Source organism: Natrinema salaciae, from assembly GCF_900110865.1.
Taxonomy (GTDB): domain Archaea; phylum Halobacteriota; class Halobacteria; order Halobacteriales; family Natrialbaceae; genus Natrinema; species Natrinema salaciae.
Genome location: NZ_FOFD01000004.1, coordinates 299,466 through 321,725, shown reverse-complemented (window position 1 = coordinate 321,725; position 22,260 = coordinate 299,466). Strand labels below are relative to the sequence as shown.

General features: G+C 66.2%; 30 protein-coding genes. 18 read left to right on the top strand and 12 right to left on the bottom strand.

From position 1 onward, the window contains the following. Positions 1-75: 75 nt before the first annotated feature. The 7 genes from BMX07_RS15070 (at position 76) to BMX07_RS15045 (ending at position 4,268) form a co-directional block, all read left to right on the top strand. On the top strand, positions 76-1,308 hold the full coding sequence (locus tag BMX07_RS15070; protein WP_090618992.1) for a translation initiation factor IF-2 subunit gamma: 1,233 nt from the start codon (positions 76-78) through the stop codon (positions 1,306-1,308). Positions 1,309-1,312: 4 nt separating this feature from the next. After that, complete coding sequence (locus BMX07_RS15065; RefSeq protein WP_090618989.1) at positions 1,313-1,705, top strand: PIN domain-containing protein; 393 nt, start codon at positions 1,313-1,315, stop codon at positions 1,703-1,705. Beyond that, the gene (locus BMX07_RS15060; RefSeq protein ID WP_090618986.1) at positions 1,706-2,275 is read left to right on the top strand and encodes a DNA-directed RNA polymerase; all 570 of its coding nucleotides are present in this window, start codon (positions 1,706-1,708) and stop codon (positions 2,273-2,275) included. Between the two features lie 2 nt (positions 2,276-2,277). Continuing rightward, the gene (gene spt4, locus BMX07_RS15055; protein WP_006180733.1) at positions 2,278-2,475 is read left to right on the top strand and encodes a transcription elongation factor subunit Spt4; all 198 of its coding nucleotides are present in this window, start codon (positions 2,278-2,280) and stop codon (positions 2,473-2,475) included. 5 nt (positions 2,476-2,480) lie between these two features. After that, the gene (locus BMX07_RS15050) at positions 2,481-3,065 is read left to right on the top strand and encodes a GTP-dependent dephospho-CoA kinase family protein (protein WP_090618983.1); all 585 of its coding nucleotides are present in this window, start codon (positions 2,481-2,483) and stop codon (positions 3,063-3,065) included. Between the two features lie 382 nt (positions 3,066-3,447). Then, complete coding sequence (locus BMX07_RS24565) at positions 3,448-3,618, top strand: hypothetical protein (RefSeq protein WP_175480171.1); 171 nt, start codon at positions 3,448-3,450, stop codon at positions 3,616-3,618. Then, positions 3,615-4,268, top strand: a complete 654-nt coding sequence (locus tag BMX07_RS15045; protein ID WP_175480170.1) for a helix-turn-helix domain-containing protein — start codon at positions 3,615-3,617, stop codon at positions 4,266-4,268. Before BMX07_RS24565 ends, BMX07_RS15045 begins: the two co-directional genes overlap by 4 nt. 25 nt (positions 4,269-4,293) lie before the next feature. Here the strand turns inward: BMX07_RS15045 and BMX07_RS15040 are convergent, their stop codons facing one another. The 6 genes from BMX07_RS15040 to BMX07_RS15020 all read right to left on the bottom strand — a co-directional run bounded on the left by BMX07_RS15040 (position 4,294) and on the right by BMX07_RS15020 (position 8,383). Further along, positions 4,294-5,016, bottom strand: coding sequence for a DUF6230 family protein (locus BMX07_RS15040; RefSeq protein ID WP_090618978.1), 723 nt, complete (start codon positions 5,014-5,016; stop codon positions 4,294-4,296). Positions 5,017-5,177: 161 nt separating this feature from the next. Further along, the gene (locus BMX07_RS25470) at positions 5,178-5,300 is read right to left on the bottom strand and encodes a hypothetical protein (protein ID WP_281246968.1); all 123 of its coding nucleotides are present in this window, start codon (positions 5,298-5,300) and stop codon (positions 5,178-5,180) included. Beyond that, positions 5,293-5,952 (bottom strand): hypothetical protein, encoded by a 660-nt coding sequence (locus BMX07_RS15035; RefSeq protein WP_090618975.1) that lies wholly within the window; start codon positions 5,950-5,952, stop codon positions 5,293-5,295. Before BMX07_RS15035 ends, BMX07_RS25470 begins: the two co-directional genes overlap by 8 nt. 100 nt (positions 5,953-6,052) lie before the next feature. Next, positions 6,053-7,042 (bottom strand): fumarylacetoacetate hydrolase family protein, encoded by a 990-nt coding sequence (locus BMX07_RS15030; protein WP_090618973.1) that lies wholly within the window; start codon positions 7,040-7,042, stop codon positions 6,053-6,055. Further along, positions 7,039-7,866 carry a cyclase family protein gene (locus BMX07_RS15025; RefSeq protein ID WP_090618970.1) on the bottom strand — a complete coding sequence of 276 codons (828 nt, stop codon included), beginning with the start codon at positions 7,864-7,866 and terminating at the stop codon, positions 7,039-7,041. Before BMX07_RS15025 ends, BMX07_RS15030 begins: the two co-directional genes overlap by 4 nt. Before the next feature lie 97 nt (positions 7,867-7,963). Then, complete coding sequence (locus tag BMX07_RS15020) at positions 7,964-8,383, bottom strand: HIT family protein (protein ID WP_139210923.1); 420 nt, start codon at positions 8,381-8,383, stop codon at positions 7,964-7,966. A 149-nt stretch (positions 8,384-8,532) separates the two neighbouring features. On the opposite strand from BMX07_RS15020, the gene BMX07_RS15015 reads away from it, so the two are divergent. Both BMX07_RS15015 and BMX07_RS15010 read left to right on the top strand, forming a co-directional pair. Beyond that, the gene (locus BMX07_RS15015; protein ID WP_090619935.1) at positions 8,533-9,624 is read left to right on the top strand and encodes a geranylgeranyl reductase family protein; all 1,092 of its coding nucleotides are present in this window, start codon (positions 8,533-8,535) and stop codon (positions 9,622-9,624) included. A gap of 99 nt (positions 9,625-9,723) precedes the next feature. Continuing rightward, on the top strand, positions 9,724-11,154 hold the full coding sequence (locus tag BMX07_RS15010) for an MATE family efflux transporter (RefSeq protein WP_090618968.1): 1,431 nt from the start codon (positions 9,724-9,726) through the stop codon (positions 11,152-11,154). A gap of 15 nt (positions 11,155-11,169) precedes the next feature. On the opposite strand, the gene BMX07_RS15005 is transcribed toward BMX07_RS15010, so the two are convergent. Beyond that, on the bottom strand, positions 11,170-12,510 hold the full coding sequence (locus tag BMX07_RS15005) for a TIGR00341 family protein (RefSeq protein ID WP_090618965.1): 1,341 nt from the start codon (positions 12,508-12,510) through the stop codon (positions 11,170-11,172). A 237-nt stretch (positions 12,511-12,747) separates the two neighbouring features. On the opposite strand from BMX07_RS15005, the gene BMX07_RS15000 reads away from it, so the two are divergent. Further along, a complete protein-coding gene (locus BMX07_RS15000; RefSeq protein WP_245742123.1) occupies positions 12,748-13,170 on the top strand; it encodes a hypothetical protein in 423 nt (140 codons plus the stop codon). A gap of 82 nt (positions 13,171-13,252) precedes the next feature. Here the strand turns inward: BMX07_RS15000 and BMX07_RS14995 are convergent, their stop codons facing one another. Continuing rightward, complete coding sequence (locus BMX07_RS14995; protein ID WP_090618963.1) at positions 13,253-13,660, bottom strand: hypothetical protein; 408 nt, start codon at positions 13,658-13,660, stop codon at positions 13,253-13,255. 155 nt (positions 13,661-13,815) lie between these two features. Here BMX07_RS14995 and BMX07_RS14990 point away from each other — a divergent pair, with 155 nt between their 5' ends. From BMX07_RS14990 to BMX07_RS14970, 5 genes are all read left to right on the top strand, one after another. Continuing rightward, on the top strand, positions 13,816-14,475 hold the full coding sequence (locus tag BMX07_RS14990; protein WP_090618960.1) for a helix-turn-helix domain-containing protein: 660 nt from the start codon (positions 13,816-13,818) through the stop codon (positions 14,473-14,475). Between the two features lie 87 nt (positions 14,476-14,562). Then, a complete protein-coding gene (locus BMX07_RS14985; RefSeq protein ID WP_090618954.1) occupies positions 14,563-14,844 on the top strand; it encodes a 4a-hydroxytetrahydrobiopterin dehydratase in 282 nt (93 codons plus the stop codon). Positions 14,845-14,890: 46 nt separating this feature from the next. Continuing rightward, entirely contained in the window at positions 14,891-15,292 is a 402-nt protein-coding gene (gene lwrS / locus BMX07_RS14980; RefSeq protein ID WP_090618951.1) for an LWR-salt protein, read from the top strand. Between the two features lie 378 nt (positions 15,293-15,670). Beyond that, positions 15,671-15,889 carry a helix-turn-helix domain-containing protein gene (locus tag BMX07_RS14975; protein WP_175480169.1) on the top strand — a complete coding sequence of 73 codons (219 nt, stop codon included), beginning with the start codon at positions 15,671-15,673 and terminating at the stop codon, positions 15,887-15,889. Then, on the top strand, positions 15,876-16,445 hold the full coding sequence (locus BMX07_RS14970; protein ID WP_090618948.1) for an HTH domain-containing protein: 570 nt from the start codon (positions 15,876-15,878) through the stop codon (positions 16,443-16,445). Before BMX07_RS14975 ends, BMX07_RS14970 begins: the two co-directional genes overlap by 14 nt. 88 nt (positions 16,446-16,533) lie before the next feature. Here the strand turns inward: BMX07_RS14970 and BMX07_RS14965 are convergent, their stop codons facing one another. Next, a complete protein-coding gene (locus BMX07_RS14965) occupies positions 16,534-16,941 on the bottom strand; it encodes a DUF7344 domain-containing protein (RefSeq protein WP_090618946.1) in 408 nt (135 codons plus the stop codon). A 158-nt stretch (positions 16,942-17,099) separates the two neighbouring features. On the opposite strand from BMX07_RS14965, the gene BMX07_RS14960 reads away from it, so the two are divergent. The 3 genes from BMX07_RS14960 (at position 17,100) to BMX07_RS14950 (ending at position 18,730) form a co-directional block, all read left to right on the top strand. Then, positions 17,100-17,735, top strand: coding sequence for an HAD family hydrolase (locus tag BMX07_RS14960; RefSeq protein ID WP_090618943.1), 636 nt, complete (start codon positions 17,100-17,102; stop codon positions 17,733-17,735). Between the two features lie 127 nt (positions 17,736-17,862). Further along, a complete protein-coding gene (locus BMX07_RS14955; RefSeq protein WP_090618940.1) occupies positions 17,863-18,060 on the top strand; it encodes a hypothetical protein in 198 nt (65 codons plus the stop codon). Between the two features lie 337 nt (positions 18,061-18,397). Then, on the top strand, positions 18,398-18,730 hold the full coding sequence (locus BMX07_RS14950; RefSeq protein WP_090618937.1) for a hypothetical protein: 333 nt from the start codon (positions 18,398-18,400) through the stop codon (positions 18,728-18,730). Positions 18,731-18,903: 173 nt separating this feature from the next. On the opposite strand, the gene hemA is transcribed toward BMX07_RS14950, so the two are convergent. The 3 genes from hemA to ahbB are packed head-to-tail and all read right to left on the bottom strand — an operon-like array spanning position 18,904 to position 22,036. Continuing rightward, positions 18,904-20,268, bottom strand: coding sequence for a glutamyl-tRNA reductase (gene hemA, locus BMX07_RS14945; RefSeq protein WP_090618934.1), 1,365 nt, complete (start codon positions 20,266-20,268; stop codon positions 18,904-18,906). Beyond that, a complete protein-coding gene (locus BMX07_RS14940) occupies positions 20,268-20,924 on the bottom strand; it encodes a precorrin-2 dehydrogenase/sirohydrochlorin ferrochelatase family protein (protein WP_090618931.1) in 657 nt (218 codons plus the stop codon). The genes hemA and BMX07_RS14940 overlap by 1 nt, the downstream gene beginning before the upstream one ends. Before the next feature lie 29 nt (positions 20,925-20,953). Then, on the bottom strand, positions 20,954-22,036 hold the full coding sequence (gene ahbB, locus BMX07_RS14935; protein WP_090618928.1) for a siroheme decarboxylase subunit beta: 1,083 nt from the start codon (positions 22,034-22,036) through the stop codon (positions 20,954-20,956). Positions 22,037-22,260 lie beyond the last annotated feature (224 nt).

Genomic DNA, 22,260 nt, shown 5'->3' with positions numbered 1-22,260 from the left:
CGGCGAAAACGCCCCCAGAACAGTAGGTTTATCAAGCGCACGGGGGTAGGCATATCCAAGATTACTCATCGTCTTATGGCAGGAAATCGACAACCGGAGGTGAACATCGGGCTCGTCGGCCACGTAGACCACGGCAAGACGACGCTGGTGCAAGCCCTCAGCGGCTCGTGGACGGACCAGCACAGCGAGGAGATGAAACGCGGTATCTCCATCAGACTCGGCTACGCCGACGCCACGTTCCGTCACTGCGACGGACTGGACGAACCCGAGTGTTACACCGTCGAGGAGGAGTGTCCGGACGGCTCGGCGAGTGAGCCGCTGCGGACCGTTTCGTTCGTCGACGCCCCGGGGCACGAGACCCTGATGGCGACGATGCTCTCCGGCGCATCGCTGATGGACGGTGCCGTGTTGGTCGTCAGCGCCAACGAACCCGTCCCCCAGCCCCAGACCGAGGAGCACCTGATGGCGCTGGACATCATCGGGATCGACAACATCGTCATCGCACAGAACAAGGTCGACCTCGTCGACGCCGACACCGCCCGCGACAACTACGACCAGATCAAGGAGTTCGTCGAGGGCACGGTCGCGGAGGACGCGCCGATCGTCCCCGTCTCCGCAGGGCAGGAGGTCAACCTCGACCTGCTCATCCAGGCGATCGAGGAGGAGATCCCCACCCCCGATCGGGACCCCGACGCGAACCCCCGGATGCACGTCGCCCGCAGTTTCGACATCAACAAACCCGGGACGACCGCGGCGGATCTCGCCGGCGGCGTTCTCGGTGGCAGCCTCGTGCAGGGCGAACTCGAGGTCGGCGACGAGATCGAGATCCGCCCCGGCCGCGAGGTCGAGGAGGGCGGTCGAACGGAGTACGTGCCGATCGAGACGACCATTCGCTCGCTGCAGGCCGGCGGCGAGACCGTCGACACCGTGACGCCGGGCGGCCTGCTCGGCGTCGGCACCGGACTCGACCCGTCGCTGACGAAAGGCGACGCGCTGGCCGGCCGGATGGCCGGTCCACCGGGCTCGCTCCCCCCGACGTGGAACGAGTTCACCATGGACGTCGACCTGCTCGAGCGGGTCGTCGGCGCCGAGAGCGGTGAGACGGTCGACGAGATCAGCACGGGCGAACCGCTGATGATGACCGTCGGCACGGCGACGACCGTCGGCTCGGTCACCAGCGCGCGCAGCGGCGAGTGCGAGGTCACACTCAAGCGCCCCGTCGCCGCCGATCCGGGAACGAAAATCGCGATCAACCGCCGCATCGGCGCACGCTGGCGGCTGATCGGCCTGGGAACACTCACGGACTGAGGCGATGAACGCGCGGACGCGAGTCGCACTCGATACGAGCGCCCTCATGATGCCGGTCGAACTCGACGTTCGGCTGTTCGAGGAACTCGACCGGCTGCTGGACGCCTACGAGCCGACGATCCCACAGGCCGTCCTCGAGGAACTCCGCCGACTGTCCGAGAAGGGCGGGCAGGAGGGGACGGCGGCGAACGTCGGCCACGATCTGGCGACCGAACGCTGTCTCGTCGTCGACACGGAGGCATCGTACGCCGACGACGCGCTGGTCGAACTCGCCCGCGAGGGGAACGTCGACTACGTCGTCACGAACGACCGCCCGCTGCGCGACCGGGTGCTCGAGGCGAGCAGACCGGTAATTGCATTACGCGGGAGAAACAAGTTAGCGATCACTCAACCATAGATGTACAAACGGGTTAGACTGAAAGACACAGTAGAAGTACCACCGGAAGAGCTCGGCGACGTCTCGCCGAATCTCGTCAAACGACTGCTCCAGGACAAGCTCGAGGGGCGGATGGACGAGGAGGTCGGCAGCGTCGTCTCCGTCACCGAGGTCCACGATATCGGCGAGGGAACCGTGCTGCCGAACCGACCGGGCGTCTACTACGAGGCCGAGTTCGACGCGGTGACGTTCGATCCGCAGATGCAGGAAGTCGTCGACGGAACCGTCGTCGAAGTCGTCGAGTTCGGTGCCTTCGTCGGCATCGGTCCCGTCGACGGGCTGCTCCACGTCTCGCAAATCAGCGACGAGTACCTCGCCTTCGACGGCGAGAACCAGCGGCTGTCGTCGAACGAATCCGACCGCGCGCTCGGCGTCGACGACGCCGTTCGAGCCCGTATCGTTACCAAGAGCATCGACGAACGCAACCCACGGGACTCGAAGATCGGGCTCACCGCCAAACAGCCCGGCCTCGGCAAACACGGCTGGCTCGAGGAAGAGCGCGAGAAACGCGAAGCGACGGCAGGTGAATAACCATGGCATCCGATCGTCTCGTCTGTCGCGAGTGTCACCGGGTCAACGAACCCGACAACGAGACCTGTGACGCCTGCAACTCCTCCTCGCTGACCGAAGACTGGGCGGGCTACGTCATCATCGCCCACCCCGAGGACAGCGAGATCGCGACGGAGATGCAGATCACCGAACCGGGCGCGTACGCCCTGAAGGTTCGCTGACTCACGTGACTCGCGACGACCAGAACCCGGCGAACGCGGACGACGAACAGCTACTGCTTCTGCCCGACGACCTCCGCCACGAGCTCAAGGAGCCGCTGGGCCCGATCGAGACCGACGCCTCCCGGCTCCTCGAGGCGGTCGACGGTCCGCTCATCGCCGTCGGCGACGTCGTCACCTATCATCTGCTCGAGGCGGGCCACCAGCCCGACGTCGCGCTCGTCGACGGCCGAACGAAACGCGAAGCCGTCGACGACGAGATTCGAGACGCGGTCACGTCCGGCGCGAGCATCGAGGTGCGGAACCCGCCCGCCGAACTCTCCGTCCCCGTTATTCGAGCACTCCGGCGCGCGCTGTCGACCGACGAACCGACGACGATCCTGGTCGACGGCGAGGAGGATCTAGTCGCCCTGCCGGCGATCGTCGCCGCACCCGAGGGCGCGAGCGTCGTCTACGGCCAACCCGGCGAAGGGATGGTCCACGTCGAAGTCACCGACGACCACCGATCCGAAATGCGCGACCTGCTCGAGCGCTTCGAGGGCGACACCGAACGGTTCTGGGCACTCCTCGAGGCGGACGAAACCGATAGCTAACCCGTCTCGTGGACGCTGTCTCGGTGAGGGCGGTGCGATTGTGTTCGAAGACGATCGGTCCGACTCCTCACAGTTCGATCTCTCCGTGCCAGTCCGTCGACACGGAACCGAAACCGTCCCCGATCGGCGCAGCGCACGTCGCTCGAGACGGCACCGCGGGTGACCGGTACCCGCCCATTATTTAAATAGCGTGTCATAATCGGAATAATGTTTTTATATACCGTCGAAGTGACGGTATTTGTGACACTCCGGACCGGAACGAAGCGAGTGTGCCGGTCCGTGCACGTCGAGTCGTATTGTGAGCGCAACGCGGGCCAACTCGTCCACGAGCGCCGCTCTCGACGCGCGAAACGCCCTTCGAAAGACGAACCAGCGGAGAACCATGATCGACGAAACGATACCGGAACCGAGCAGTCAGGCGAACATCCTGGAAACGGTTCGAAACGGGACGAACAGTACGACGCCGGTCGAACCGACGATTCCGATTCGATCGACCGACCTCGAGACGACGGGCTCGTCCGTGGATCGAGTCCGGTTCCGACTCGAACAATGAGATACGTTCGACTCGAACTGACGCCGCCGGCCGGTGCTGTCCATCCCGTTGGTCGGCGACTGGCGACCGAACCGGGGCTCGAACGCGCCGAACTGATCTACGTCGATTCGTTCCCGGACGGCACCGGCATCCTCCTGTACCGACTCCGCGGGTCCGCCGAGAACGTCGGCTCGCGACTCGAGGAGCATCCCCTCGTCCTCGAGTGGGACCTCTTCGAGGGAACGGGGACGGACGTCTACTGTTACCTGTCCGTCGACTCCGGCGAACCGGCCTCGACGCTCATGTCGCTCGTTGGGAGGGACGGATTGATCGTCGAGACGCCGATCGAGTTCATCGGCTCCGATTCGCTTCGACTGACCGTCGCGGGAAAAGAGGAGCTGATTCAGCACGCGTATCAGGAGATTCCCGACGACTTCGACGACGAGATCATCAAAACCGGCGAGTACGATCCGACGTGCAAGTGGTCGATTCTCGACCTGACGACGCGACAGCAGGAGGTGCTTCGGACGGCGGTCGAAATCGGGTACTACGACGTTCCGAAGCGGGCGACACATCAGGACATCGCGAACGAACTCGACTGTGCGACGAGCACCGTCGACGAACACCTTCGAAAGGCGGAATCCTCCGTCTTTCTGTCCCTCCTGGGATAGGGCGTCGACGAGGTCACGACTTCCCTTATCGCCGAATAGGTGCGACGCTCGCAGTCGCCGAACCGTCGGCGGCGGGACTCACCGAGTCGTTCCCTCCAGGACCCGGCCGGTCCGAACTGTTGCTCGTCGCAGTCCCGTCTCCGGAACTCGTATTCTCGGCGCTGGTGTTCGCCTGGCAGTCTATCTCCGGCGCGTCGACGCCCGCGTCGTCGGGGTCCAGTTCGACGTCGATCGCCAACTCGTCGAGCGAGAGGTGGGTGATGTACTGCGTTTCGGTCTGGATCGTTCCGTTCTCGATCGTGATATTCGACGCCGAAATTCGCATCCGCTCGTGATCGTCGTCGTATTCGACGACCTGGTCCTCCTCGAACGCGATATCGCCCTCGAGGTGTGTGAACCGCTGATTTAGCCCCTGGAACGACGCGTTCTCCGCTGCTATCGACACCCGGACCGTCTTGTCCGTGATGGGCATCTCGAGGTCCGTGAACAGGTGCAGGCCGTCGATCGTTCCGTTGTCGATCCGTGTCTCGCTGACGGGATACCGCTCGCAGCCGTCGTGGCCCTCCATCGTGGAATACTGTTCGAACCCCTCGCCGTGGAGTTCGTCGAACGCGACGGTGAATCCGCCCGCCCCGGTTATCGGGGCGGCGACGGTGACGCCGGCAGTTGCGAGGGCACCGAGGACGGTAATCAGGAAGACGTTCGTGACGAGGAACGCAGCGGTAAACCGAGTACGATCAATTGGCACAGGTGACAGGAGGGTCGATATGTATGCAAGTATGAATTTCCACGTGTATGGACGGGAATATAAGTAACGAGATCCGGAGCACCGGTCACGGCCATCGGCTGGATCGCGGGAGGGGCGTTTTCGGGCCGAGTACGTGCCACCCGCGATAGCGACTCACGCTCTCACAGTGTCGAACTGTCTCGGACGGCGACGGTCGCCGTCGCGTCCGAACCGCCGTCGAGGATTTCGCGGTGGACTACGGCGACGTTGTCTGCGGGATCGTCAGGTGCCGTGGTATCATCCACAGGGTCGTCGAGGCGCCGAGTCGTCCGGATCGGTGGCGTTGTCCGCGGGTCCGTCAGAGTCCCCCGGCGGCTCATCGTCACCGGCTCCCGGGTGGTCACCGTCGTCGGCCGACGAGAGATCGTAGATGTCCTTGAAGAGATCGATGAAGCTGTCTCCGACGTGCATCTGTCTCAGTACGCTCAGAAACGCGTCCCCCGGAAGCACGACCGTCATCGAGTCCGCTTCTCCCTCGCCGAACTCGATGTTCGTCCACGGCCCGCGAAGCGTAGTGTTCTCGAACTGGACCTCCTCGAGGGCGATCTGCATCGTCTCGTTCTCCGTCGAGATCCTGTCGAAACACGTCTCGTTCCCCTCGATGTATCCCGACTCGATCCCGATCAGGCCCTCCTCGGCGGTGGTCCCGTTTCCGGTCGAGGACACGTTCGCCGACTGCGTCCGGAGAGCCGTGGCCTCCTGCCGGTACGCGTTCATGGAGACGTTCTCGAGTCCCGATGTCGAGAGACACTCCTCGGTATAGGGGTCCGATTCCTGTGCGAGCGACGCACTCGCCGTCGATCCGTCGGTGGAGACGCCGGAGTACGCCCCGATCGAAAGGCTCGCCGCGACGACGAGAACGAGACAGACGGTCACGAAGGACGTTCGACTGATCATGTTCGGAGACGGTGTTTCTTGACGAAATGTCACGCTCGAGGATAGGCGTTGCCGAGGGTATGTCCGGGATTTTATACGCAACCGCGCGACGCCGCGATCGTCAGCGGACGACCGTGTGCTCGAGCGTGCCGATGCCCTCGACCTCGAGCGCGACGGTGTCGCCGTCGGAGAGCCACCGGCCGAGTTCGAGGCCGCAGCCCTCGCCGACGGTGCCGCTCCCGATGACGTCCCCGGGGTGGAGCGTCTCGGATTGCGAGACGTGTGCGACGATCTCGGCGAAGGAGTGGTACATCTCGTCGACGGTGCCCGCCGACCAGACTTCGCCGTCGATCCGGGCGGTCATCGGTGCCTCGAGAACGTCGATGTCCTCCCGGGGAACGAAATAGGGACCGAGCCCGTTCGCGAAATCCTTCCCCTTGGCGGGTCCGAGCCGCCCGTCCATCTCTTCCCCCTGGATGTCACGGGCGCTGAAGTCGTTGAAGACGGTGTAGCCGGCGATGTACTCGTCCGCCTCGTCGGCGGCGATGTCCCGACCCCGTTTGCCGATCACGGCGGCGATCTCGAGTTCGTAGTCCATGATCTCCGAGTAGTCGGGCCACCGAACGGTCTCGCCGGGCGCGACCACGCTGTCGGCGTTGCCCTTGTAGTAGACCGGCAGCTCGTACCAGACGTCGGCGATCTCCCCGTCCATGCTGTTCTGAACGTGTTCCTCGATGGCCATGCAGTCGCGAAGCGAGTTGGGACGTGGCAGCGGCGCGAGCAGCCGGTACTCGCCGGGCTCGTACCGGATCGTCGCGCCGCTGGGTCCGCGCTCGGCGTCCGTCTCGGCCGCGTACTCGAGCGCCTCCCGCGCGTCTTCGATCGCTCGGTCGCCCCGCTCGAGGAAGGCGATCATCGCCGGCGGGACGTGGGCGCGAGCGAGGGCCGCGGGTGCCGGTTCGCCCTCGGCCTCGAGCACTGCGCCGTAGGCGGCGGTGAGGTCCACGAGTGCGACGTCGCCGGCGTCGTCGGACTCGGTCGACTCGTCGACGGCTCCGAGCCGCTCGACGGGACCGACCGGCGTGTCGACCTCGAAGGTGGCGAGCTTCACGCGGTATCACCTCCCGTCTCGTCGATCCCGATAAACGCGACCGGTCGCACCCAGCCGCCGCTGGCGTTCTCGATCGTGATGGGGAACGCGACGATCGGCACGTCGGTCTTCCGGGGCAAGGCGTCGAGGTTCGCCATCTTCTCGATCTGGCAGTACTCCACCTCGCGGCCGGCGACGTGGGCCGGCCACAGTTCGGCCTCGTCGCCGGACTCGGCGTACCGCCTGCCCATCTCGGTGAACGGCTTGTCGAAGCCGTAGGCGTCGGTCCCGATCACCTTCACCCCCCGCTCGACGAGGAATGTCGTTCCTTCGGCGCTCATGCCGGGGAACTGCGTGAGGTACTCGGGCTGTTCCCACAGCTCGTCGGCACCGGTCTGGAGCAGGACGATCTCGCCCGGCGAGAGCTCGTGGTCCAGTTCCGCGAGGGCGTCCTCGAGGTCGGCGACCGAGATCTCCTCGCCGGGGTCCATCCACCGGAAGTCGAGTACGACCGCGTTCCTGCGGCACCACTCGAGGGGAACCTCATCGATCGTCTTCGCCGGTTCGCCGTCGACCTCGGGGCCGTAATGCCACGGCGCGTCGAGGTGCGTGCCGGCGTGGGGGATCACCTCGATGTCCTCCCAGGCGAGTCCCATGCCGTCCGGGAAGTCGTCGGCGTCGACGTCGTACCCCTGCGCCCGAAGGCTCTCGGCGAGCCGTTCCGCACCGGCTTCGTGATCGAAGGCATCGATACTCGGCGGCGTCGGCTCGCTCGCGACGCCGTCCTCGAGGCCGATGCTGAGGTCGATCAACGTGGTATTGTCGGCTGTCAACAAGTCACTCATAGTAGCCACGATTCGGGACAGCCATTTGAAAGTAACTCCCCTGATCGGTTGCGTCACTCGAACATCTCGCGACTAACTCTCCTGTTCGAGTCGGCCGCTACAGTGCATCTCCGTTTTCGATCGCAGTTCGAACTGTCTCGTAGGTGCGATCGAAATCGGATTCGTCGTGCGTACTCGCGGGCCACAGGTCCAATTCGTCGTCGTGACGGCGCGGGGCGATATGCAGGTGGAAGTGTGGGACGGACTGCTGGGCCGCCTCACCGCTGGCGTGGAGGAGATTCACCCCATCGAACCCGTGAGCACGAAGTCGCTCGGCGATCGTTCTCGCTCGTTCCGTCACCGCGTGAAGTATCGGTTCCGGGACGTCGAACAGATGCTCGTAATGAGCTTTCGGAACGACCAGCAGGTGACCCTCCGAAACCGAGTCTAGTGGTGCGAACGCAATCGTATCCTCGGTTTCGTCGAGGATTACGGCGTCCTCCTCGCCCTCGACGATAGAACAGAACGGACAGTTCATACCCGAGTGGTTCCGTACCGATACCCTAAACGTTGGTTCTCAGCGACAGCATCGCGCCCCGGCTCGAGATGACGAGTCCTGAAGACGACGCTGGAATCGGCGAGACGGTCTCGAGAAGCTATTTACTCTCCGGCGAGAACGTGGCCGACATGTACGATTTCGTCGTCGTCGGCGTCGGACCGCCGGGTGCACGCTTCGCCCGTCGGGCCGCCGAAGATGGGTACGACGTGCTCGCCCTCGAGAAGGGCAGTATCGGCGAGCCGCTGGCCTGTTCGGGCCACGTGAGCACCGACGTTTGGACGTTCACGGGCGAGGGTGCTCGCGAGGAACTGTTCCAGAACGAGATTTACGGCGCGCGGTTCCACGTGGGCGGCCCCCACAGCGACGCCTACCCGTTCTACAAGCGCGACGTCGCGTCGAACGTCGTCGACCGCGTCGGGCTGGATCGTCACCTCGCCGACCTCGCCCGCGAGGCGGGTGCGGACGTCCGCGAGGGACACACCGTCACCGCGGTCACGGAGCACCGCGACCGCGTCGCGGTCGTCGCGAACGGCCCCGACGGTACCGTCGAGTTCGAGGCGAAGATGCTCGCCGGCTGCGACGGCCCGCGCTCGCGGGTCCGTGACGAACTCGGCCTGCCCCAGCCGGAGGAGTTGCTTCACGGCGTCCTCGCCTTTTCCGAGGAGGAGGACCACCAGGACTTCGTCGACGTACACCTCACGCCGCCGACCTTCTTCGCGTGGCGAATCCCGCGCGGCGAGGCCGGCGTCGAGTACGGGCTCGCGGCCCCGCCGGGCGTGCAGGTGACCAAACACTTCGAGGAGTTGATCGACGGCTACGAGATCGACGTCTCCCACCGCTGCTCGGGGGCGATCCCGATCGGACCCCCGGACCGCGTCACCACGCGCCGCGCGTTCCTCGTCGGCGACGCGGCCGCCCAGACCAAGCCGTTCACCGGCGGCGGCATCCTCTACAGCATGACCAGCGCCGACCACGCCGCCCGCGAGATCGACCCGGACCGCCCGACCACGCTCGCGGCCTACGAACGGGCCTGGCGGGACGACCTCGAGCGCGAACAGACGCTGGGGCGCTGGATCCGACGCGCCTATTCGCTTCCCGAACCCGTCCAGCGGCTCGGACTGGGTGCGTTGTCGGGCGAGATCGGCGTCCACATGGATCGCCCGACGTCGCTGGCCTCTCCCTCGCATCTCAGAGCACTCCTGTCGCGATTCCGGAGGTGACGGTCGACCCGCGACCGGTCCCGAACTGCAACGAGCAGCGTCCCGCCTCGCGTGCCGGTGCCGACAGACCGAAGGCGACGGTTCCGCAACGAGTGATAGATGTCGGAACTGCAGCCGGCAGCGGTCGCGTTCGTCGCGGGGCTCCTCGAGCGCTGCGGGATCATCGACGCCGAGCGTTTCCGGTCGACGATGGCGCTGGCGTGGCCGCGGATCGTGACCGGTTTCGCGATCATGTCGAAGCAGACGGCGGATCTCGCGATGGTCGGGATGGCCGTCGGAACGGCGGGAACCGCGGGACTGGCGTTCGCGCTCGGCTACTGGCAGATCGTGACGCTGCTGGGACTCGGACTGGCGGGTGGCACCGTCACGCTCGTCTCGCAGAATTACGGCGGCGAGGAGACCGATCGCGCGTCGCTGGCGGTCACCCAGAGCGTCGTCCTCGCGCTCGCGTTCGCGCTCCCGATCATGGCCGTCTTTCTCGCCGTTCCCGGTCCGCTGATCGCTCTGCTCGGTGCCGACTCGGCCGCGCTCGGCCACGGCAGCGTCTACCTCGTCTACGTCGCGCCCGCGGTGGTCTTCGAACTGCTCAATCTCATCGCCAGCCGAACGTACACGGGCGTCGGCGACACGTTCACCGAGATGGTCGCGCGCGCCGGCGGTGCGGTGCTCAACATCGTCTTCAGCGGCGTTCTCATCTTCGGGTTCGGTCTGGGCGCTGCCGGTGCGGCGATCGGCACGACCCTCGCGAGCGCGTTCGTGACGCTGGTGCTCGCGTGGGGGATGCTCGGCCGATCGTACGGCCGCCTCGGCATGGCTCCCAGTCCCGTCCCGATCACTCGAGGCGGACCGTGGTTCGAACCGACGCTGATCCGCCAGTTGATCGAGATCTCGCTCCCGGAGATCGGCCGTCGGCTCGCGCAGGGGGCGATCGTCTTCCCGCTGCTCTGGATCGCCGCCTCGTTCGGCCCGGTGGTCGTGACGGCCCTCGAGGTCGGGCGACGAGTGCGGGCCCTGATCAACAGCGTCAACTGGGGGCTGTCCCTGGCCGCGAGTTCGCTGGTCGGACAGCACCTCGGCGCGAACGAGGAGGCGGAAGCGGGAGCCTACGGGACGGGGATCATTCGACTCTCGGTCGTGCTCTACGCCGGCGTAACCGTTCTGGTCCTGGTCTTCGCGCGGCCGATCGCCGGGCTGTTCGTCACCGAGCCCGCGAACGTCGCACAGGCCGCCCTCTTCGTCGCGGTCGGTGCCGTCAGTTCGATCGGCTACGGGATCGACGGGGCCGCCGCGGGGGCGCTGCTCGGTGCCGGTGACACCCGCTGGCCGTTCGTCGCCTCCCTGCTCGGACGGTACGCGTTCGCGCTCCCGGCGGCCGCGCTCGGGCTGGTCACGCCGCTGGGCGTCGGCGGGCTCTGCCTCGCGCTCTTGCTCGAGACGGCCGTTCCGGGCGGGATCAACCTCTGGCTGTTCCGCACCGGGCGGTGGAAGGCCGTGAGTCGTCGGTACCGTCCGTCGTCGGACCCCGGCTGAGCCCGCAGGCGTCGCTCACGGCCAGTCCAAGGGCTCGTTCCCGTTTCGTCGGTCGGCGTCGTCACCGCGCTGTTCGGCGACGACGTACTGAACCTCGACGACCAGCGGCTCGTCGGTGTGGGGCCTGATCTCCTCGTAGAGCCGGTCGGCCAGCCCCGGTTCCGGGCCGGATTCCAGCCCAGTGACCGTGACGACGACCCGATCGACCGACTGGACCGGGTAGTCCCCGTCGAGTTCGATGGCGACGTCTTCGCTCTCGAGTTCGTCGTACCGCGGCTCCGCGAGCACTGCGTTCACCTCGTCTTCGGCGGCCGACTCGAGTTCGGTCGTGTGGAACTCGAGCAGGGTGACGCTGGCGAGCGGTGCGGCGAGTACCAGGAGCCCGATGCCGAATATCGCCGCGTACGTGTACGTTGGCGTCCGGGTCGGTGACGCCTCGAACAGCCCTTGCGGGCGATAGCCGGCGACCCACAGCGTCGCCAGCGCCGCGAGGTTGATCGACAGGAGGTTGACGATCACGAGGACGGCGGCACCGATCGCCGCGCCGGACATCCCCCAGGCGACCGTGATCCCGACCGCCGCGGAGGGCGGAATGAGCGCCGCGGCGATCATGACGCCGACGATGGCCTCCGAAAACCCCCGCGTGAGACTCAGAATGCCGGCGATCCCGGCACCGAGGGCGACCGCGAGCGAGAACAGGTTCGGCGCGACCCGCTCCTCGAGTTCGGTGGCGACGACGATGTCGACGCCCGCGGGCTCGAGTCCGGCCAGGCGGGCGAGGGTGGCGAGCCCGATCGAAGCGACGACGACCATCGCCACGCCGACGAGCTGGTACGTGAAGCCCGTCGATTTGAGCCGGCCGTCGCCGGTCACGATGCCGACGTTGGCGGCGAGCGCGGGCCCGAGCAGCGGCGCGATGACCATCGCGCCGATCACCACTGCCGGCGAATCGGCCAACAGCCCGGCCGTGGCGACGACGGCGCTGATCAGCAGCATGATGGCGTAGATGGGAAACGGCGGCGTGAGTTCGTCGGCCTTCGTGCGCAGCACCTGTCTCGAGGTGCGCGCGCCGGTCTGGCCGCCGCGACTGTACTGATCCCGGAGCGTCGCGAACCGTTCGGAGACGACCGTCTCGGCGTCGATCACGACCACGCTGGCCTCGTCGCCGATTCCGGCCCGCTTCAACCGATCGAGGAGCGGTTCGACGGCCTGCGTCGGGATCGGAAACCGGACGACCGCCGTGTACCCCCTGCCGCTCGTTTCGTCGCTGACGACGTAGTCGACCCCCTCGTCCTCCAGAATGTCGAGAACGGATCGCCGTTTCCCCTCCGGGACCGTGATCTCGAGATAGCGCATACTGTGGCCACACTCGAGCAGCGGATAGTACTCGGGTCGGCAGTGGACGGGTTCCCGTTCCCGCGGGCGTCTCTGCCGTCGATTCGGCAGGTAATGGCTTCGCGGGTGTACCCGACCCGTGCGGTCCGTGGCTCGGCGTCGCGATCGAGTCCGAACTGGCACTCGGTCGGTAGAGCACAAACCCTAGAATACGGGTAGCACCAAAGTAATTATTTCCCACAAGTGACGTGATCCAGTATGGACAGAAGAAAACTATTGGCGATATCCGGGACAGCATTGCTGAGCGGGTGTGGCGTGTTCGACTCGACGGTCAGGCTCGGCGGGGTGCGACTCGAGAACTTCGATGCGACGTCGAGAGACGTCGACATTCGCGTCGAGAGGGACGGCGATATCGTCTACGACGAGACGGTTTCGATCGATCCCCCCTCGGACACCGTCTCAACTCGGATTATCGACTGTACCTGGGATACTGACGCAGCGGGCGCGTATTCCGTGTCCGCGAAAGTGCTCGGCCGAGAGGAGCGGACCGAACTCGCGCTGGACGAGGAAGGGGGGGCCTGCCAGTGGGTCTCAGTTTATTGCGAGGCGGGTGCCGTTTATTTGGGCACCAGGAACTGTAACGACTATCCTGAGACGCCTTGTGAACTACTCTCTAGCTAATAGTACCTGTGAGACCCCGAACTCGCTGACCCAGCGGTCGCTCTCCGACGCGGGCACAGTCGTACTGGAGCGGGCTGTTCCCCTACTCGTCCGTCCCGACGATTCCGCAGGCGATCGCCTCGGGTTCGACCAGTTCCTCCCCCTCGACGGCGTCGGGATGCAAGAGGAGCACCGTGTCGTCGGGCATCCCGTCTTCGACGCGGACTCGCCGACCGAGCACGTCCTCGAGTTCGTCGACGTCGTCGACGTCGGCCTCCCGCTCGCAGAGGCGGTCGGCGTTGGCCCGCGAGAGGAGGAAGACGAGGTCGCCCGGCTCGAGGTGTTCGCTCTCGGCGGCCTCGAGCAGGGTCTCGAGCGAGTCGGAGCGCACCGCCTCGAGCGAGCGGATCGTCACGCGTTCGGTGTCCGAGCCCGGCGCTTGCTGTGACTGCGTGCGGACGCGAGCGGTCAGTTCCTCGAAGTCGGTCTCGGGGTCGAGGCGCGAGGGCATACGCTCCGCTCGGCGGCCGCCGGCCTTCACGTTGTGGCCGGCCAGTTCCGGTCGTCGGGAGCGCCGGCCGAGCGACCGTCGACCGATATCAACGGAGCCGACAGTCAGGGTTGCCGCAACAGCGATTTTTACCGGACGGTGGTGTACGAAGCCCGATGTCGACGATAGCCGACCTCCGGCTTCCGGCGACCGAGACCGCGCTGGCGACCACCCTCGAGCGCGCGCCGGACGCGACGTTCGAACTCGAGTCTTCGGTGTCGAAGACGCGCCCATCGCTGTGGGTGTCCGGCGTCGATCCCCAGACGGTCGCCGCCGCCTTCGCGGCCGATCACTCGGTCGCGGACGCCGACCTCCTCGTCGAAACGGGATCGCGACTGCTGTACGACGTGACGTTCGTCGACGGGTCGGGCACGAATCGCCTCTGGGACGAACTGCTCGCCGACGGGGGCTCGCTGCTCGAGGCGCGGGCGAGCGACGGCTGGTGGCAGGTGACGGTCCGCTATCGCGACCGGGACACGCTCTGTGACGCGTACGATCGGCTGGTCGAGCGCGGTATCAACGCCGATCTCCGGCGCGTGACCGACGTGACCGACGTCGAGGGTCACGAGACGCGGCTGACCCCGGAACAGCAGGAGGCACTCGAGGCCGCGCTCGAGTACGGCTACTTCGAGATCCCACGGGGGATTTCGATGGAAGAGCTGGCCACGGAGCTGGGGATCTCTCATCAGGCGCTCTCCGAACGGTTCCGCCGAGCCTACGAGACGCTGGTCGACGCCGAACTCCAGCCCGCGGGTGAGGGATCTCGGTTCGACTAGCGACCACCGGCCGCGCACCGGTCAATTGCCCGCGATAGGGGTGCAACTGGCACAATCGTTATTTAGGTGGCTTGCGTTCGGCCCCACATGGCTGACCTGCTTTCCGACGAGGAAATCGAGGATCGACTCCCCGCCGACTGGGAACGCGAGGGCGACGAGATCGTTCGCGTCTACGAGTTCGACGACTACCTTCGCGGCGTCAACTTCGCCCAGATGGTCGGCGAAATCGCCGAAGCGCAGTTCCACCACCCCGAGATCATCATCCGGTACGCCGGCGTCGAGATCCGGCTGACCTCCCACGAGGAGGGCGGCATCACCGAAAACGACATCGAGATGGCGGAACTGATCGAGTCCGAGCGCGACGCGTGAGACCGGACTCGACGTCCACTCCCACCGAGACGAGAGCCGACCCACGATGGACGCCAGTTACGTCTTCCGCGTTCGCGTTCGCCTCGAGCCCGGCCGGGAGGACGTTTCCCTCGAGCCGAGCAGCGCCGAGACGACGGTCACGCTCTTTCGCGAGGCTCCCGAACCGGGTACCGAGGGGTGGCTGTTCTTTCGGGACACCCTCTGGCGGGGCGAGGTGTCCGACGAGGCGTACGCCCGTCGGCTCGCCGCGGAGTGGCTCGGTGTTCCCGAGCGGACCGTCGAGGCCGTCGACTTCCGCGAACTCCAGACGGACGAAGCGTACTTCGACGCGCTGAAATCGGCGATCGCCGCCGACCTCGATCCCTTCAAGGCTGACACCGTCTCCGAAGCGCTCTCGAAGTATCTGGGCTCGAGCGTTCGAGTGACCGAGACGGACGAGAGCGACTAACGTCGTGCTCGCGGCTGCCGTTCGGAACCGCTTCTCCGTTCGTCTCGAGGCGCGGCCGTACTCGCGGTCGGTGATCGGTCTCCATCGGGTGCGGCGTCGGACGGCTCCGACCGGATAGAGTTCCCGACAGTCTCTCTGCCAACGTACGTTGGTTTCACAATTTTCTCCGAGGACGCCGTTCGTTCGACTGTGGAGTTCCGGACGCCCGGATCTGCCGCACACGGCTGGCCGTCGGCTGCGGCTGCTCGTGAACACTCGTTCCGTCGCGCGGTATTCTCGGGTAATATAGCATGTGAATAAACCACGTACCATAGATATTAATGGTGATTGGTACCATTCCTCTCTCCACTTTTTTGTACTCGCTTGTGGCCGCCTTCTATGATGTCCACGAGCAAACAGCGGCTAGCGGTCCCGGACGAACTCGACTCTCCACAGGCGAAACTCGTGTACCTGACTCTCAGCGTCGGTGACGAAGCGACGGCGGCCGACCTGCAGCGGGCGCTCGGCCTGTCGAAACTCACACTCCTCGCCGTTCTCGAGTCGCTCGCGACGGCGGACCTCGTCGAGCGCACGGAGGGTGGGTATGCCTGTACGTGAACCCGCAGCTCCACTGATCGTCGATCCCGATTCCCGGGGAGCCGTCCGCGTCGATTGTTACGTTCGGTCGAACGTGCCCGCCGCCGTTTCCGAGCAGCTCTCCGCGCTCGTCGAACGGCTCCGAACGATCCGGGAACGCGAGTACGTCGACGAGCTGCGGATCAATCGGTGGCCGGCGCAACACTCGGTCGCGGAGGAATCGGGGCCGACGTGCACCGAACTCGTCGCCGAGTTCGAGCGGTGGGCCGATCGGAACGGCTACTCGCTCGAGCCTGGGTTCCGACGACGGTCGGTTCCGCCGTCACCGCTCGGTGTCGACGGCGAACCGCGCGAACGAGTGCGGGTTCCGCTGGTGGCGCTGGCGCTCTACGAGGACGCGGACGACGCCGACGCCGACATCCTCCGCGGAGTCGTCCCGTGTACGGAACTCTCGTACACGGGCGACGAGCGGACCTGTACGGTCGACGAGTGGCTCACCGCGGTCGAAACGCGAGCGCTCGACGAACCGGTCCGCGCGTCTCAGATCGATCAGACGGCGCTGTTAGAGGGACAGTGACGGGCGGCGGGTATCCGACCGTCCTCGACACGAGGCTCGTCCGCGAACGCCGGACCGGTGACGAGCGTCTCGAAGCGATTCGATCGTTCTACTCCTCGAGTCCGTCACACGTCTCGAGTAGCGTTTCGATCCGCGCCGGGGGATAGTCGAGACGGAGGGTTTCGGTCCGCCGATCGTACGATACGACGCCCGTTTCCTCGAGTCTCGGGATATCGGCGTGGACGAGCATGACCCTGACTGCGTCGCGCTGCGATTCGGACACGGCGTCCGGGGACGTCCGCTCCAATCGGGCGGCGACGTGGGTTGCGAGGGCGTCTACCGTTTGGGGATCGCCCGACGCTAAACTGTACAGTGCGCACCGCCGGCGTCGGTCGCTCACGACCCGTAGGAACTCGTCGAGATCTGGGTCCCCGGCACCGGATGCGCTCGACGCCGCGACCCGTTCGCTCTCGGCCCGTTCGCCCCGATCACTGCCACCGGAGTCCGTTCCGACCATGGTATCAGGAGGGAGTAGTAACCGGTTATATATTGGGGATGTGATGACATGATTTATTTATATGAATCCGAGGCGGCGTCGAGCCCCGCGAAAACCGCCGTCCGTTCGGGGCAGTGGGCGATAGGCATTTACTCGAGAACACCGTAGCGTTGCGTCCGATGGACCTCGAGCGCGATTACGACTTCTGGCTGCTCGATCTCGACGGGACGCTCGTCGACGTCGAGTGGTCGTACACCCGCGAGGTGTTCGACCGGGTCGGTGACCGACTCGGACGCGAGTTCACTGATCGGGAGGCCGACATCCTCTGGAACGGTCTGACCGGGTCCCGAGACCAACAACTCGAGGAGTGGGGTGTCGATCCCGGCGAGTTCTGGAACGCCTTCCACGACGAGGAGGACCCCTCGGTGCGGGCCGAGCAGACCTACCTCCACGAGGACGCCGCGTTCGTCGGCGATCTCGACGTCCCGGTCGGGCTGGTCACGCACTGTCAGGAGTTCCTCTGTGAGCCCGTCCTGGACCACGTCGGAATCGGTGACTGGTTCGACGCACAACTCTGTTGTACCGAGAAGACGGGCTGGAAGCCGGACCCCGACCCCGTCCAGTCCGTCATGTCCGACCTCGGCGTCGGCCACAACGGCCACCGAGGCGTGCTCGCCGGTGACGGTGCCTGTGACGTGGGTGCAGCCTGGAACGCCGGCCTGGACGCGATCCACGTCGAACGGGTCGGTCACGAGCGACGAGGGCTGTGCGTGCGCGGCGACTATCGCGTCCGCTCGTTCGACGAACTGTACTGAACGTCCCCGCGCTCGACTGCGAACGGCTGATAGATCGGGGCACCGTGCGCGTCGAGAGCGACGGGCAGGTCGCACTCGAGTCGGAGACCGAAAGGAATTCAGGAGTCCGCTCGGAGGCGACATCACGATGAAGTACTGTCTCGACTGCGACTGGAGCCAGAACGCCGCCGACGAACCGTCGCAACGGAACCGCTCGCAGGCGGCGATCGACCACCACGTCGAAACAGGTCACACGATCGACTCGACCGAGTCGCTCGTTCGTCCGATGACGCCGGACGTCGACGGCGAGGTGTTCGTCCGCGATCTAGTTCCCTCGAGGGACTGAGGGCCGCGTCGCGCGTTCGCAGTCCCGTCACTTCTCGGCCGATCCGTCGCCGCTCGCGGAGCCGGCCGTCGCTACCCGTCGGTTCCTCGCGGTCGGTGGCGACGAGAAACGGAATCGAGTCCTCGCCGCCGAGTGCCGTCAGCGTTTCGCTGACGGTCGCGCTGTGGGGACGGCCGTCCGCCTGCGAGCGTTCGAGCACCGGCACCGCAGACCACGCTGTCCCAACCGTGTTCGAACCGTTCGAGAACGATGACTGGTAGCGGAATCGCCGTATTCACGCGCTCTTACCATTTTTTCGACAGGAAAGCTTATGCCGGGATGCTCGGGTTATCGGAGCATGGCACGCGATACTCCGGTACAGAATCGAACTGACGCGGCTGCGACCGACAGTACACTCCCGAACCTCGTGACCATCGTGGGACGCGGGGTTCCGTCGAACTACGAGATTGCCGTCGACGGCGACCTCGAGATGCTCGCGGACGATCCCGTCGCCGAGGGAACGGTCGTCGCCGGCGGCGTCGCCGAAGGTGCGATCGACGTGGGCGTCCAGCGCTTCCGTTTCTCCGGGCAGATGGCGAACGTCCGCCTCGTCGACTGGAACGGGAACGAAGCGCCCGATTCCGCGAGCGTTCCGACGGTCCACGTCGAGTACGGCGCGCCGAATCGATAACGCGTCTTCGACGCGACCGACTGCGGGAAGGGGTTTCTGCGAAGCCGTTCCGACGATCGACCACCGGCGCTCACGCTCGAGACTGACCCGTGACTCCCGTCCGCGAGCCACGGCGTCGGAAAAAATCGGTGCCGTGCGCCGGACCGCTGCGCCCGTTCCGTCGGTAGCGCCCGTCAGTCGTCCTCGGCCGTCCCGATCGGCGGGTCGCCGTTCGTCGCCTCGCCGGTCGTCGCGGTGGCGATCGACGGCGGGACGATCGGCCGGTCGTCCGCCTCGAACTCCGGATTGAACAGCTGGAGGGCGGTGTGGATCGTGCTCCAGTCGTCCTCCGCGGCCGCCTCCCGGAGGCTCTTGGTCGGCGGCGCGAGCAACTGGTTGACCAGCGAGTCCGCCATCGCCTCGACGACCTCGCGGTGCGCCTCGCCCTCCTCGCCCTCGAGCTGCGAGAGCGCGGTTTCGACCTCGCGCTCCTTGATTCGCTCGGCGGACTCGTACATCGCCGCGATGGCCTCGTCGGCGCGCGCCCGCTTGTACTGCTCGCAGAGCAGGTCGAACTCGTGGTCGATCATCGCTTCGACCTCGCGGGCCGCCTCGGAACGCTGCTCGCGGGTCTCCTCGGTGACCGACTCCAGATCGTCCAGATCGAAGACCCGGACCGACGGCAGTCCAGCTGCCGCGGGAGCGACGTCCCGCGGCTGGCCGAGGTCGACGACCACCTGCTCGATTCCATCCGCGTCGGCACCGGCCGTGCCGCCGAGATGTCGAGGTTCGACGACCGGCGTCTCGCTGCCGGTCGCCGTGACGACCACGTCCGCACGGCTCCCGACCGTGTCCAGCGCCTCGAGCGGCGCGGCCGTGGCCTCGATCTCGGTCTCGGTCCCGATATCGGCGACGAGGTGGTCGGCGTGGGAAACGGTTCGGTTGACGACGACGAGTTCGTCGATGCCGGCGGCCGCGAGACTGCGCGCGGCGAGCTGTCCCATCTCGCCGGCACCGACGACCAGCGCTGTCGCACCCTCGAGGTCGACCTCGTTGGCGGCTCGTCGCGTCGCGGCCGAACCCAACGAGACCACGCCTTCGTTGATCGCGGTCTCGGTGCGGGCGCGCTCGCCGACGTGGATCGCCTTCGTGATGGCGGCCTCGAGCATCGATCCGATGCCGTCAGCGTCGCGAGCGTCTTCGTAGGCGGTCCGAACCTGCCCGATGATCTGGTCTTCGCCGAGGAGTACCGACTCGAGTCCGGCGGCGACCCGAAGCAGGTGGCGCAGGCTCTCGTCGTGGTCGGTGCTGACGACGGCCTCGTCGTCGACCGCAGCGAAAAACTCTTCGAGGGCGGCCCGGCCGACGGCGTGGTCGGCCCCGACGACGTACGCCTCGACTCGGTTGCACGTCGAGAGGACGTACGCTTCCTCGATCTCGGGAACGGTCAGCAGTTCCGTTACGGCGCGTTCCTGACTCTCGGGGCTGGCGGCGGCTATCTGGTCGACGCCGCCGCACCTGTGTGTCACTCGCGCGGCAGTCACGACCCCTGTGGACATCATGGTCGGCCACCCCCGGATGACAGTTCCTCGCCGAGCACGTCCTCGATCACTTGCGAAGAGTTGGAAGTACCCGTACGTAAAGCTGTCCAAACCGCCGGAGAATTGACGACATCTGTGACGATTTCCCGCCGTCGGTCCGCCGGTACGCCGCGCGATTTGAGCGCCGCGCGCAGTTCCGCACAGACCCGCGCCATCTCGCCGGCTCCGTCGAGCGTCCCCTCGAGTTCCTGGCGCAGGTACTTGCTGAGCGCGGGTGCCGTCCCACCGGTCGCGACGGCGACGGTCACCGGCCCCTCGCGGACGGTCGCGGGTACGACGACGCTGCCAGGGTCGCGCTCTCCCGATCGATCGGCGCGGTTGACGAGGACGCCTCGCTCGCGCGCCGCGTCGGCGGCGGCGTCGTTGATCGTCTCGTCGTCCGTCGCGGCGACGACCAGCGCGGGCGCGGCGCGCTCGAGCCACGCCGGGATATCGGCCGGCTCGGGCGCGGCGCGAACGAGTGCCGCCCCACCGAAGTCCCGATCGGCGAACGCCGGGCTGACGACGATTACCCGTGCCTCGCGGGCGAACCGTCGAGCTTTCCGTGCCCCGACGTGCCCTCCGCCGAGGACGAGTACCGTCGCGTCCGTGAAATCGTGCAACAGTGGTATCATCGTGGGAACACCGTCCTGTCTCTCCCGCGTTACCGCTCCGTCGTGTTCGCATCGGCGCGCTCGCCCAACCGAATTCCGGTCTTCTTCAATATTTGCGTCGAGAACAGGGAGTCCCAGTCGTCGTCGGTGACGTCCCAGTACTCGTTCATCGTCTCGCGAACCTGCTCGATGCGCCGCTGGCTCTCGTCTTCGCTCCGGCCGTGGGTCATCGCGAAGAAGTTGTACGGCCAGACGCCCTCGTGGCGCGGCCGTCGGTAACAGTGCGTCACGAACGGCAGAGAGGCGACCTCGGGGCCCACCTCGGGGACGACGTCGTCGGGCACGTTCCAGACCGTCATTCCGTTTTCCGTGTAGCCGAGCGCGTAGTGGTTCGGCACGACGCCGATCCGGCGAATCTTCCCCTCGCGTTCGAACCGCGCGACCGTCTCGAGCACCCACTCCGTCTCCCGACCGATCGCGTCGGCGATGTCGGCGTACGGCGTCTCCGTGAGGGGGAAGCCGTCCTGGATCTCGAGGACGAGGTCGCGTTCGGCCGGCGAGAGCGCGGATTCGTCGGTCGGTGCGACGTCGGGACCGAGATCGGTGCAGTCGATCCCGGCGGCCCTGACGTCGCCGCCGCCGTCGAACGGTCCGTCGACGTAGAACTTGGCCTCGACGCGGAACTCCCGTCGCTTGGGGAGGTTGTACGTCTCCTGTCCCGTTTCGTCCTCTATTTCGGCCAGCACCGCCTCGACGCGATCCTCGTCCGCGACGCTCACGACGAACCAGACGTTCAGGTGGGGATGTTCGCGTTCGTAGTTGTGGGCGACCTCGCGGTGATCGTTGACCCGCTCGACGATCTCGTCGAACCGGTCCGCGGGGGCGTGCATGGCGACCAGCGTCGCCGCGCCGCCGATCTCCTGTGCGTTGACGAGGGCCCCGAACCGCGAGAGCACGCCGCGCTCGTCTAACTCCCGAATCGTCTCGAGCAGTCCCGCCGCATCGATGTCGACCCCGCGATCGCGCATGGCGGCCGCGGCTGGTTCGAACGGCCGTTCCGCGACGGGAAACCCGCCCTGGAAGGCGTTGATGACCGCCCGCTCGCGCTCCGTGAGGTCGACGTCCGTGGTCATATTGATCACTACGGCTGGCGGTGTATAAGCGAATTGGAACGGCGACTCGACTCGAGCGGACGCGCTCATTCCGACGTATTAGCAGTAGATATAGGTCATAACGCGTCAACGATTCGGACGGAAGCCGGTCTCCGTCGGGGACGGTCCGTCAAATGTCCCGGGTGGTAGGGTCACCCGAGACTGGCTTCCAAACCCGCAAGGGTTCTGGAGCCACGCTTACGTTC